The 13397-nt window shown below is 42.0% G+C and carries 10 protein-coding genes; 8 read left to right on the forward strand and 2 right to left on the reverse strand.

All coding sequences use genetic code 11. The features are described 5' to 3' along the window. Positions 1-452 precede the first annotated feature (452 nt). Together AC5FEC_RS08550 and tyrS are read right to left on the reverse strand one after the other, a co-directional pair. A complete protein-coding gene (locus AC5FEC_RS08550) occupies positions 453-1301 on the reverse strand; it encodes a putative RNA methyltransferase (RefSeq protein WP_493661916.1) in 849 nt (282 codons plus the stop codon). A gap of 55 nt (positions 1302-1356) precedes the next feature. Then, complete coding sequence (gene tyrS, locus AC5FEC_RS08555) at positions 1357-2613, reverse strand: tyrosine--tRNA ligase (protein ID WP_493661917.1); 1257 nt, start codon at positions 2611-2613, stop codon at positions 1357-1359. 195 nt (positions 2614-2808) lie between these two features. On the opposite strand from tyrS, the gene pbp1b reads away from it, so the two are divergent. From pbp1b to rpoB, 8 genes are all read left to right on the forward strand, one after another. Then, positions 2809-5187, forward strand: coding sequence for a penicillin-binding protein PBP1B (pbp1b, locus tag AC5FEC_RS08560; protein WP_493661918.1), 2379 nt, complete (start codon positions 2809-2811; stop codon positions 5185-5187). A 41-nt stretch (positions 5188-5228) separates the two neighbouring features. Further along, positions 5229-5504, forward strand: coding sequence for a TIGR04197 family type VII secretion effector (locus tag AC5FEC_RS08565; protein ID WP_234549650.1), 276 nt, complete (start codon positions 5229-5231; stop codon positions 5502-5504). Between the two features lies 1 nt (position 5505). Continuing rightward, positions 5506-5868, forward strand: coding sequence for a cingulin (locus AC5FEC_RS08570; RefSeq protein WP_217472898.1), 363 nt, complete (start codon positions 5506-5508; stop codon positions 5866-5868). Between the two features lie 68 nt (positions 5869-5936). Then, positions 5937-7439 carry a virulence protein gene (locus AC5FEC_RS08575; protein ID WP_493661919.1) on the forward strand — a complete coding sequence of 501 codons (1503 nt, stop codon included), beginning with the start codon at positions 5937-5939 and terminating at the stop codon, positions 7437-7439. Positions 7440-7447: 8 nt separating this feature from the next. Further along, positions 7448-8077 (forward strand): hypothetical protein, encoded by a 630-nt coding sequence (locus tag AC5FEC_RS08580; protein ID WP_217472896.1) that lies wholly within the window; start codon positions 7448-7450, stop codon positions 8075-8077. After that, positions 8074-8703, forward strand: a complete 630-nt coding sequence (locus AC5FEC_RS08585; RefSeq protein WP_217472895.1) for a hypothetical protein — start codon at positions 8074-8076, stop codon at positions 8701-8703. The genes AC5FEC_RS08580 and AC5FEC_RS08585 overlap by 4 nt, the downstream gene beginning before the upstream one ends. Further along, positions 8700-9350, forward strand: a complete 651-nt coding sequence (locus AC5FEC_RS08590) for a hypothetical protein (RefSeq protein WP_493661920.1) — start codon at positions 8700-8702, stop codon at positions 9348-9350. Before AC5FEC_RS08585 ends, AC5FEC_RS08590 begins: the two co-directional genes overlap by 4 nt. A gap of 445 nt (positions 9351-9795) precedes the next feature. After that, positions 9796-13362 carry a DNA-directed RNA polymerase subunit beta gene (gene rpoB / locus AC5FEC_RS08595; RefSeq protein ID WP_304949402.1) on the forward strand — a complete coding sequence of 1189 codons (3567 nt, stop codon included), beginning with the start codon at positions 9796-9798 and terminating at the stop codon, positions 13360-13362. Positions 13363-13397 lie beyond the last annotated feature (35 nt).

A 13397-nucleotide genomic window follows, 5' to 3' on the forward strand; every position in this document is an offset into this window, starting at 1 on the left:
TTTTTGCATGCCCTTTTATGGCTCAAAAAGTGTTAAAAATAAGACAGTAACCTCGGAATAGCTACTGTCTTATCTCATTTTTCACTTAAAGCCTTGACAGACTTGACAAATGGTAGAAAAGAGCCCAGAAAACTAGTTTTGTTCGCTTTTTATATTTGAGGTCGGACTTTTGTCCCAGCCTCTTGTGAAAATTCAAAACATTTATTCAAAATACAAAAGTTATGATGAATAGATTGAAGTAGTCGCGTCTTGTTTAAAAAGACTGCAACTAAATGGGAAGCGCTACTTTTAAGTTATCTGATTTATTAGCTGATAGGGTAGGCTATTCTCAGTACATGTTGTTTTAATATTTATCATTAGAGGGCTTATTAGGGATGATATGCTACAAAGTTGAGTAGAACATGAGTTGGTATTCGCTAGTAGAAAAATTGAGATGTATTCAACTTCTTTTTTCATTTCACTTTCCCTATAAGAATGGTAGCTGCAATGGTCACTTGTGTGAGGTCAGTCCAGTCGATCTGGTCTTGCTCGATGTGAAAGAGGAGCGGTGTCATCGCTAAAAGAGCTGCCCGGCTTTCGGAAGTCAGGGAGTGGCTGGACTCGATATTGACCTCGGAGATAATATCGAAATGCTCTTGGAAATGCTGGATGACTTCTTGGTTAGAGTAATCCCTTTTGCTGAGTTGCGCAGCAGCTTTTTGGCGAATTTCCTGAAGATGTCGCTCAGTAGGGATGACTTTGATGAGGAGGGCATTGTCAGACATGACTCGCCGAAATTCCTGATAATTGGCTGGTGAAAAGATGTCTAAAATGATGTTCATACTGGCATCCTGCAGGGGCAGCTTGGCTAAATCTCCAACGAACCAATTGACTGCTAAACTACTGTCGCTTTTGGCTGCCAACTGGACGGAATCTTTTGAAATATCGAAAGCATAGAGCATCTTATCTGAGAAATGCTCTTGGATCTTTCTAGTGTAGTAGCCTTCGCCACATCCAACATCGAGGACAGTCTTGAGAGTTGGCTCTTCCTTTAATATCTGGAGGAGGCTGTCGGAGATTTGCTGGTAAAATCCAGCTTCTAAAATCAACTGCCGATTCTGAAAGCTTGTCTTATCGTAGTCTTTAGATTGTTTGACTTGGGGTGCCAGATTGACATAGCCAAACTTGGCCAAGTCATAAGAATGCCGATGGTGACATTTGAGGCTGTTTTCCATCAGTTGCAGTTCTTCCTTGCAGATGGGGCAGATAAAGGCAGTAGCAGTAGCAAATCGAGCGAGTTTTGGTTTCAAGTTTGTATTCATAGTTTTAAGTCTAGCAAAAAAAGGACTGGATGGCAAATGCCTCCAGTCTGTTTTATTAGTATGTAAGGACGAAGTATTTCTTCTTACCACGGCGGATAACAGTTAACTCATTTTCGAGTTTATCTACATCGCTCAAGACGTAGTCAAGGTCTTGGATGCGGTCGCCGTTGACATAGATAGCGCCATTTTGGACGTCTTCACGGGCTTGGCGTTTTGAGTTGACCACACCAGAAGATACGAGGATTTCCACGATGTTAAGGTTCTCGTCAGCTTGGACTTGGTAGTTTGGTACGCCACGAAGTCCTTGTTTGAGTTCCTTGACTGATAGGTTTTTGATGTTTCCGGCAAAGAGCTGCTCGGTGATATTGAGGGCTTCCTTGTAAGCATCTTCTCCATGAACTAAGGTCACGACTTCTCGAGCGAGGATCTTCTGAGCCAAGCGTTCATGCGGTGCCGCTTCGAACTGCTGGCGGATTTCTTCGATCTCATCCAGTGACAGGAAGGTAAAGATTTTCAGGAAACGAACAGCATCTGCATCCATGACATTCATCCAGAATTGGTACATTTCGTATGGAGAAGTCTTGTCGGCATTAAGCCAGACAGCGTTGCCTTCGGATTTACCGAATTTTTTACCAGTCGCATCGGTGATGAGCGGAACGGTGATGACGTGGCCTGTCTTGTCCGCTTTGCGGCGCATAAGCTCAGTGCCGGCGGTCATATTGCCCCATTGGTCAGAGCCGCCGATTTGCAGGGTTACATTGTAATCTTGGTTAAGGACAAAGAAGTCGTAACCTTGCATAATTTGGTAAGCAAATTCAGTATAAGAAATTCCTGTTTCAATCCGTTTTTTCACAGATTCCTTGCTCATCATGTAGTTGACAGTGAAGTATTTGCCGACATCGCGCAAGAAATCAATAAAGCTAATGGAGCCAAACCAGTCGTAGTTATTAACCATCACAGCCTTATTTTCGCCGTTTTCAAAATCAAGAAAACGTGACAGTTGCCCTTGGATAGACTTGACCCAGCCATCAACGGTTTCCTTGGTTTGCAAGCTACGCTCTGCATCTTTAAAGGATGGATCGCCAATTAAACCAGTTGCACCGCCGACAAGGGCGTAAGGCTTATGGCCGGCTAACTGTAAGCGACGGCTGGTCAAAATAGCCACCAAGTGACCTAAGTGAAGACTGTCTGCTGTTGGATCGTATCCAGTATAATAAGAGACTTGCCCTTCTTCTAAGGCTTTACGCAAAGCTTCTTCATCAGTCGTTTGAAAAATCAAACCACGTTCTTGCAGCTCATCAAAAATGTGCATATCTGTCTCTCCTTTTCTAAAATAGCAAAGATTTTTCCCTTGCTCAATTATTTTTTTGTTTTATCCCTCTATTTTATCACAAACCCGATAAATAGCAATGACTAGTCAAAAAATAATTGGTCTAAAAGCGCTAGAATCAGCTATTTCTTGATATAAACTGCTAATGTTTGTTATAATAGTCAAGAAGGAGAATCTATGTTGAAACAAGTAATGGAAAAATTAACACTGTTTTGGAAGCAGTTCAAACAATTTTTAAGAAAAACATATTTTGCAGAAACAAATGAGAAGGAACGCTGGGGCTTGGAGGATATAGCTGCTCTTATTTTGCGAACTCTCAAATTGTTGGTGAATGTGGCTTTCGTCTTTATTCTTTTTGGGATGGTTTTAGGAGCAGGAATCGGGGTCGGCTATGGAGCCAGTCTCTTTAGCAAAACAGAAGTTCCTAATAAGGAAGAACTTCTCCAGCAAGTTTATAATATTTCTGGCATTTCGAAACTGACCTATTCAGACGGTAGTTTGATTTCAGAGATAGATAATGATTTGCTGCGGATTCCAGTTGAAAGTGGAGCGATTTCAGATAATGTCAAGAAAGCCGTGATTGCGACGGAAGACGAAAATTTTGAAAGCCATAATGGCGTTGTTCCCAAGGCGGTGCTTCGGGCGACATTGGGTTCGGTTGTAGGCGTTGGCTCGTCTAGTGGTGGTTCTACGCTCACGCAGCAGCTGATTAAGCAGCAAGTCGTTGGTGATGCTCCGACTTTTAAACGAAAAGCAGCAGAAATTGTGGATGCTCTGGCTTTGGAACGCTATATGACCAAAGATGAAATTTTGACGACCTATTTGAACGTTTCGCCTTTTGGACGGAATAATAAAGGCCAGAATATTGCAGGAATCGAAGAAGCGGCCCAAGGGATTTTTGGTGTTTCGGCCAAAGATTTAACTGTTCCGCAGGCAGCCTTTATTGCAGGTTTGCCACAAAGTCCGATTGTTTATTCGCCTTATGCAGCTGATGGCAGCTTAAAAACTCCAGAGGACATGTCTCTTGGTTTAACGCGGGCTAAAAATGTTTTATACAATATGTACAGAACAGGGAAATTGAGCGAAGCGGAATATCAAGAATACCTCAATTATGATTTGACGAAGGATTTCAAACCCTCAGAAAGCGCGGAGAAATCTTCTCATGATTATCTATATTTCACTGCTTTTGAGGAAGCTCAAAAGGCCATGTATGATTATTTGATTCAACGAGACAATGTTTCGCAGCAAGAGCTGAAAAATAATGCTACCGTTAAATCCTATCGCGAACTTGCAGCTAAAGAGCTGAGAGAGGGTGGCTATACCGTCACAACAACCATCAATAAGAGAATCTATGAAGCTATGCAAAATGCAGTAGCCAATTATGGTGGCGTCTTGGATGACGGAACTGGTACAGTTGAAGTGGGAAATGTCCTCATGGACAATAAAACCGGTGCTGTGATTGGCTTTGTGGGAGGCAGAGATTATGCTTCCAATCAGAACAATCATGCCTTTGATACGGAGCGGTCACCGGGTTCAACTATTAAGCCGATTCTGGCTTATGGGATTGCTATTGACCAAGGTCTGATGGGCAGTGCCAGTGTCCTGTCCAACTATCCGACGAATTTCTCTAGCGGAGAGCCGATTATGCACGTGGATAGCCGTGGGACAGCTATGATGAATCTCCAAGAAGCTCTCAATACTTCATGGAATATCCCAGCTTATTGGACTTACCGCGCACTGCGTGAGAAGGGAGTCAACGTTCGTGGCTATATGGAAAAAATGGGCTACTACATTGATGACTACAGTATTGAGAGTCTGCCGATGGGTGGGGGAATTGAAGTTTCTGTTGCCCAGCATACCAATGGCTTCCAGACTTTGGCCAACAACGGAACCTATCAAGAGAAGTATATGGTAGAGAAAATCACGGATAAAGATGGCAAAGTAGTTTATGAGCATAAGGCAAATCCTGTTCAGGTTTATTCACCTGCAGCTGCAACTATTATGCAAGACTTGATGCGCGGTGTTCTCAATTCTGGCGCGACCACTACCTTTAAATCACGAATCAGTCAAGTCAATGGAACACTGGCGGGAGCAGACTGGATTGGCAAGACAGGAACAACCAACAGCAACGGTGACATGTGGCTCATGCTGTCAACTCCGAAAATGACACTAGGCGGCTGGATTGGTCACGATGATAACACATCAATGGCCGCCTTAACGGGTTATAATAACAATGCGGCTTATATGGCCTATATGGTTAACGCCATCTATGAAGCGGATCCAAATGCCTGGGGAGTTGGAGACCGATTTAATCTTGATTCTAGTGTGATTCACTCATCTGTTTTAAAAGCTACTGGCGAAAGACCGGGTACGGTTACGGTGAATGGACGCTCCATCACCCTAAGCGGTCCGACTGTTACAAGTTATTGGGCTAAAAATGGTGCTCCAACGACAAGCTATCGCTTTGGTATCGGAGCAACAGACTCCGACTATCAAAAAGCATGGTCCGCTATTTTGGGAGGTAGTACGTGGAATACTAATCGTAACAGCCGGTGAGAGGCCGTCCAATATTAGAAGTAAAAGCTAGGGAATACTAGATGTCAGGGAAAATTTCTTCGGATACTATCGCGGCAAGTTCCGCAATTAGTGAATTAGTAGGAGTGGATGCTTCAGCCTTTAGGAATAATCAAGTTGAATTTGCTTATACAAGCGATATTGCTGGGATGGAAGCTGGCCGTCAAGCCTGCAATCAAATGCTGCGGGCTGTCAGTGACTTCAGCTCGGCTGTTCTGACTCAGGCCAATAAATTTCCAGAAATTGCTGCAAAAATTGAGAAACGCGATATAGAGGAAGCCAAGCGTTGGGAGAGTTGAGATGAAGGCAGATAAAAGCGAAAAAGAACGGCAAGAACTCTATGATAAAATTTTAAAGGTAGAGCAAAAAGAAGATGAATTTTTAGATCTAAAAAAGAAATTTGAAAATTCAATTGAAGCATTCGCTGCGGATTTTCAGGGATTGAATGATCGTTTGAATATCTCGCTTGAGAGTCAGACGAATGGAGAAGTGTCGACTCTTAGCCGAATATTTGAAGAAAACCAATATTTAAGTCAAAAGATGAGGCTTTATGTGAATACACAGCTGGAGGACTTGTCTCAATTAAGTCGCCGAATGAGAAAAAATCTGGAAGAAGAGCGAGAAGAACTTATTGCAGAAAGGAACAGTCTGCCATGGGAGTAAGATACAGTGCATCTGATTCGGCCCAGCTTATCCAAGCGATGACCAGCAACCTGCAGGTAGCTAATCAGGTGACCGATCGTCTATCTAGTGGATGTGATCATCTGATTGCTTCTTTGGATTCGGGTGAGCTGCAGGGAGCGGCTTATACAGCGGGAAAAGGATTATTTACCGATATTATCATCCCTTGCATTAAGAAGCTACAAGCAGCTATTGATGATATTCAAGGGGAGCTGAATTCTTATAAATATGCTGATTCCACAGTAGCTGAATATGGAACGTTGGATTTAGATTTACTAAAAGAAGAGCTGAAAACGAGGCAAGAACAGCTAGCGAAGGTAGAAGAGCAGATAGCAGCAAATAGAGATTTTATGTTTAAATTTGGAGCTTTTGTATCTTTAATGGGAAAGTTTTCGGAACAAAACGCTCTCAGAGAACTTGAAAATCAGTTAAATATTAGTATTTGGGAAATTCAAGAAAAAATTGACAAACTAGAATGGTTTGTGGCAGATGTTTCAAAATACTTTACAGACAGTCTAGAAATTTTGAGACTAGCTATTCAAGGAGCAGTGTCATTGAGCCAAATCACAATTGATGCAGAAGGAAACTACTATACAAATGGTGCGGACATGTCTTGGGTTTCAAAACTGAAAAATGAAGAGATTCGTACTTATGGAAGAGGAGTAGATCCTAAGATTTCTTTGATTAATCAGAGTATCAGAGAATTGATGCTGCCTGATGAAGCAGTGGCTTACTATCGTAAACAATTGCTGGACTACTTAGAGGGGAAACCTTCTAGCGACTGGTCAATCTTGATTCAAGAATTCAATCAATCTTTACGCTTTGACCATGAGGGGAATATTCTGACTTTTATACCTACCAAAGTAAGTGATGTTCCAGTCGTTGGTGAAGTGTGGTTTGTTCTAAAAAATGGTCATTTCGATAAAGACTACACTCAGCGTTTTAATGATGAGCGAGGTGGGCAATTTTGGGAAAGTATCCGAGAAAATGCGGCAGAGTTCTTAGCGGGCGTAGGCAGTATTGCCCTTGGTGCTATGATTGATACAATAAGCTTAGGAGGGGGCGCAGCAGGCTTAGTACTTTCTATACCAAGTTTTGGGACTTTAACTATTCCCATAGAAACAGCGGCAGCGGCTGGTTTTGCGACAGGAACAACGATAATTGCTGGTGGGACTATAGCTGTTAATGATGCTATTATCAAGACTTGGACAGCTAATGCTAGTTTGAATGTCAGCTTTGCCCAGAGTTATGACAGATGGCAGGCAACTAAACCGACGAGTAAGACTTTTGGTACTATTGAAGGTAAAGTCGGAGGGAGGAAAGGAAATATTCGTGTGGATGCAGAACCCCATAGTGGAAAAGTTCAGATTCAGTCAGGAGGAGGGAAATCAGGTTATAGAGTTAATGCCCATAGGGGAATGGATGAAATTGTCGATGCAGCAAGTGCTAGAGAATGGATTGATGATATTTCAGAATTGAATAAATTATCAAATTATGAAAAAAATCAATTAGTCAAATATATTTTAAAAGCTGTTAAGTGGTTAAAATCATAGGAGGGAAAATGAAAGTTTACATCAAAGGCGATTACACCAAAGAAATTCCGTTTGATTATTTAGAACTAGCGAAAAGAATGTGGTTTGAGGAAAAAGATGGAATAGATCCAGATTTGTCGTATGCAGGGTATCTAGATTTACCAATTGAGAAACTTTCTATTCACTTAGAATTAGACAAGAAAACTCATGATGATAGGTGGAAAAGTATTCAGATTAAGAAAGGGATAAAATATGATTTTTTATCCCATAAGTCAGAATATATACAGTTAGACTATGAAGATGCTATCATGTCGGATTTTCGTGAGAAAGGTGAATGTTTAAGAATTGCTTCTAAGCACCTTGACCTTCTAACTGTTGATAAACGTGCTTTCTATATTATGGCTATTGAGATTGCGACTGCCATTGATGGTCAGATTAGCGAAGATGATAAAGAGAGCTGGTTAAGTGTGGAGGAATTTAAAAACCGGCATGAGGATATCCTTTCGATGAGTTATGAACAGGCTAATGAGCTGAGTCTTGAAGAAATTCCATTTATGGACGATGTGAGAGACCCAGTTTGGGAAGAAGATGACCGCAGGAATGAAGAATACATCAAAATCCATGGTGAACGTGTTTATGACGATGAGGAAGACGAGTGAGAATTTATATAAAAGGCGATTACACCAAAGAAATTCTGTTTGATTACTTAGAACTAGCGAAGAAAATGTGGTTTGATACTAAAGATGGTAAGACAGTAGATTTTTCTTATTTTGGAAATACTCTCCCATTTAAAACAGACCCAACTATTCACTTAAAATTGAATAAGTGGATGCATGATAATAGATGGAATAATGTTCGGTTGAAAGAAGGGATTACCAACGAATTTGGAAGTCATGTATATGAAAATCTTGAATTAGATTTTGAAGATAATCCAGCAACAGACTATCGAGAAAAAGGAGACTGTCTACGTTTAGCTTCTACCCACCTTGAACTTCTCACTGTTGATAAACGTGCTATGTATATTATGGCCATTGAAATCACAACAGCAATTGATGGTCAGATTAGCGAAGATGATAAAAAGAGCTGGTTAAGTGTGGAGGAATTTAAAAATAGGCATGAAGACATCCTTTCGATGAGTTATGAACAGGCTAATGAGCTTAGTCTTAAGGAAATTTCTACTATGGATGATGTTCGAGACCCAGTTTGGGAAGAAGATGACCGCAGAAATGAGGAATACATCAAAATCTATGATGAACGAGTTTATGATGACGAGGAAGACGAGTGAGAATTTATATCAAAGGCGACTATACTAAAGAAATTCCATTTGATTATTTAGAACTAGCGAAGAAAATGTGGTTTGAAAGTTATCAAGGAGAAGGCATCCCTCTCTCCTATTCTGGTTTTCTTCAAATCAGAGATAGGAATGATATAGCAATTCATCTAAAACTAGATAAACAGGATTATGATGAACGTTGGTTGCATGTTCCGATACAAGAAGGGATAAAATATCGCTTTTTTTCACAAATTGATGAAGAACTAAATTTAGATTATGAAGATGCTTATGTAACAGATTTTCGAGAAAATGGAGACTGTTTGCGTCTTGCTTCTACTCATCTTGAACTGCTCACTCTTGATAAAAGAGCTTTCTATATCATGGCAATTGAGATTGCTACAATCTTTAACGGACAAATTAGCGAAGATGACAAGAAAACATGGTTAACAATCGAGGAATTCAAGAAAAAACACGAAGATATCTTATCTCTAACCTTTGAGGAAGCAAATGAGCTGAGTTTGGAAGAAATTCAAACGATTGACGCTATTGACGATCCCATCTGGGAAGAATTGGATAGGAAGCGCGAGGAGTATATCAAAATACATGGTGAACGTGTTTATGACGATGGAGACAAAGTGGATGAGAAAGACTCTACATAAACACGATTCTGTTTCAAGACTAAAGATGAAAATTCTCTACAAACCAAGTCAAACTACTTGAATTTTTACATAATTATGGTATAATGATATTAATAATTTGTCGTGTGCTTTATTTGAAATATTGTCCAATTAAAGCCTACAGCAGTTAAATCAAACTTTAAATAAGTCAGATTTAGCTGCTCTTTTTGTGTCTATTTTTAGGAAAATAAATTGAGTAATGTAAATTTAAAGATTCTGAAAATTATGCAGAAAGGACTAATTGCAGCTGTCTTGGTGTACATCAAACGGCAAAACAAAAGGGTGCTACCCTTAACCACAATTAATGAGTGAACTTGAGAGTATTCAAAAGAAAGATAAACTATTTTCATTTACCTAAAAAATGCTTATTAGCTACTTTCTCAAACTCTTAATTTTCTCATCATCTTTACAAAAAGGAGTTAGAAACTTGGCAGGACATGAAGTTCGATACGGGAAACACCGTACCCGTCGTAGTTTTTCGCGAATCAAGGAAGTTCTTGATTTGCCAAATTTGATTGAAATCCAAACGGATTCATTCCAAGATTTTTTGAATCATGGTTTGAAGGAAGTATTTGAAGATGTGCTTCCTATTTCAAACTTTACCGATACCATGGAATTGGAATTTGTCGGCTATGAAATCCGTGAGCCTAAGTACACGCTGGAAGAAGCCCGCATCCACGATGCCAGCTATTCAGCACCTATCTTTGTGACCTTCCGCCTGATTAACAAGGAAACTGGTGAAATCAAGACTCAGGAAGTCTTCTTTGGTGACTTCCCGATCATGACTGAAATGGGAACCTTCATCATCAACGGTGGTGAACGGATTATCGTATCCCAGCTGGTGCGTTCGCCAGGTGTTTACTTTAATGATAAAGTAGACAAAAACGGGAAAGTTGGCTATGGTTCAACCGTTATTCCTAACCGCGGAGCTTGGTTAGAGCTGGAAACAGACTCAAAAGACATCGCCTATACTCGTATTGACAGGACACGGAAAATTCCATTTACTACTTTGGTTCGTGCGCTTGGTTTCTCAGGTGATGATGAGATCTTGGACATCTTTGGTGACAGCGACTTGGTGCGCAATACCATCGAAAAAGATATCCACAAGAATCCAATGGACTCTCGTACGGACGAAGCTCTGAAAGAAATCTATGAGCGCCTGCGTCCAGGTGAGCCTAAGACGGCTGAAAGTTCACGTTCTCTCCTTGTGGCTCGTTTCTTTGATCCACATCGTTATGACTTGGCAGCAGTTGGTCGTTATAAGATTAACAAAAAACTCAATATCAAGAACCGCCTGCTCAATCAAACATTGGCAGAGCATCTGATAGATGCTGAAACAGGGGAAATCCTTGTCGAAGCTGGTACAGTTATGACTCGCAGTGTGATCGACAGCATTGCAGAGCAGCTAGACAACGGCTTGAACAAAATCACTTACATTCCAAATGATTCAGCCGTTCTTCTTGAGCCAGTTGAATTGCAGAAGTTTAAAGTTGTGGCTCCGACTGATCCAGATCGCGTTGTCACTATTATTGGTAACGCGAATCCGTCTGACAAGGTGCGTATTGTAACTCCAGCTGACATCTTGGCTGAAATGAGCTATTTCCTTAACTTGGCTGAAGGTATCGGTCGTGTAGATGATATTGACCACTTGGGTAACCGTCGTATTCGTGCGGTTGGTGAGCTTTTGGCTAACCAAGTTCGTCTGGGACTTTCTCGGATGGAGCGTAATGTCCGCGAACGGATGAGTGTTCAAGACAATGAAGTACTGACTCCACAGCAAATCATTAACATCCGTCCAGTAACTGCAGCTATTAAAGAATTCTTTGGTTCTTCACAGTTGTCTCAGTTCATGGACCAACACAATCCGCTATCTGAGCTCTCTCACAAGCGTCGTCTGTCTGCCTTGGGACCTGGTGGTTTGACACGTGACCGCGCTGGATATGAAGTGCGGGACGTGCACTATACTCACTACGGTCGTATGTGTCCGATTGAAACGCCTGAAGGACCAAACATCGGTTTGATCAATAACTTGTCTTCTTATGGACACCTTAACAAATATGGCTTTATTCAAACGCCTTACCGTAAGGTAGACCGTGAAGCTGGTGTGGTAACTAACGAAATCGTTTGGCTGACAGCTGATGAGGAAGATGAATTTATCGTAGCGCAGGCCAACTCTAAACTTAATGAAGAAGGTGGCTTTGCAGAGCCTATCGTTATGGGACGGCATCAAGGTAATAACCAAGAATTCCCATCAGACCAAGTAGACTACATGGATGTATCGCCTAAGCAGGTAGTTGCCGTAGCGACAGCATGTATTCCTTTCTTGGAAAATGACGACTCCAACCGTGCCCTCATGGGTGCCAACATGCAACGTCAGGCTGTGCCTTTGATTGATCCAAAAGCGCCTTATGTTGGTACTGGTATGGAATACCAAGCTGCCCACGACTCTGGTGCAGCAGTTATTGCCCAGCATGATGGTAAGGTTACCTATGCGGATGCCGACAAGGTTGAAGTCCGCCGTGAAGATGGTTCTCTTGATGTTTACCAAATTCAAAAATTCCGCCGTTCTAACTCAGGAACTGCTTACAACCAACGTACCCTTGTAAAAGTTGGCGATGTCGTTGAAAAAGGTGACTTTATCGCTGACGGACCTTCTATGGAAAAAGGAGAAATGGCGTTGGGACAAAACCCAATCGTTGCCTACATGACATGGGAAGGTTACAACTTCGAGGATGCGGTTATCATGAGTGAGCGTCTGGTGAAAGACGATGTCTACACCTCTGTTCACTTGGAAGAATACGAATCAGAAACACGCGACACCAAGCTTGGCCCTGAAGAAATTACCCGTGAAATTCCAAACGTAGGGGAAGATGCCCTGCGCAACCTAGATGAAATGGGGATTATCCGCATCGGGGCGGAAGTCAAAGAAGGCGACATCCTAGTCGGGAAAGTCACTCCAAAGGGTGAAAAAGACCTTTCTGCTGAAGAGCGTCTCTTGCACGCTATCTTCGGAGACAAGTCTCGTGAAGTTCGTGATACCTCTCTGCGCGTGCCTCACGGTGCTGATGGTGTCGTTCGTGACGTGAAGATCTTTACCCGTGCTAATGGTGATGAGCTGCAATCCGGCGTAAATATGCTGGTTCGCGTCTACATCGCTCAGAAACGTAAAATCAAGGTCGGAGATAAGATGGCCGGTCGTCACGGAAACAAAGGGGTTGTATCCCGTATCGTTCCTGTGGAAGACATGCCTTACTTGCCAGACGGAACACCAGTTGATATCATGTTGAACCCACTCGGGGTACCATCACGTATGAATATCGGTCAGGTTATGGAGCTCCACCTTGGTATGGCAGCTCGTAACTTGGGCATCCATATTGCAACACCAGTCTTTGATGGAGCTAGCGCAGAAGACCTCTGGGATACAGTCCGCGAAGCTGGTATGGACAGCGATGCCAAGACGATTCTTTATGACGGACGTACCGGTGAGCCATTTGACAACCGTGTATCTGTCGGTGTCATGTACATGATCAAGCTCCACCACATGGTAGATGACAAACTCCATGCCCGCTCAGTAGGTCCTTACTCAATGGTTACCCAACAGCCGCTCGGAGGTAAAGCTCAGTTTGGTGGACAACGTTTTGGTGAGATGGAAGTTTGGGCCTTGGAAGCTTACGGTGCTTCTAACGTTCTGCAAGAAATCCTGACTTACAAGTCAGATGATGTCAACGGACGTTTGAAGGCTTATGAAGCTATTACCAAAGGAAAACCAATTCCAAAACCAGGTGTGCCAGAATCCTTCCGCGTTCTTGTCAAAGAATTGCAATCTCTTGGTTTGGATATGCGCGTTCTTGATGAAGATGACAATGAAGTAGAATTGCGTGACCTAGACGAAGGTGAAGATGATGATGTGATTCACGTTGACGATCTTGAAAAAGCGCGTGAAAAAGCAGCTCAAGAAGCGAAAGCAGCTTTTGAGGCTGAAGGAAAAGAATAAGAATTCACACTGATTAGAAAATGAAGAAAGGTAAG

The organism is Streptococcus sp. STC1396, assembly GCF_058933875.1.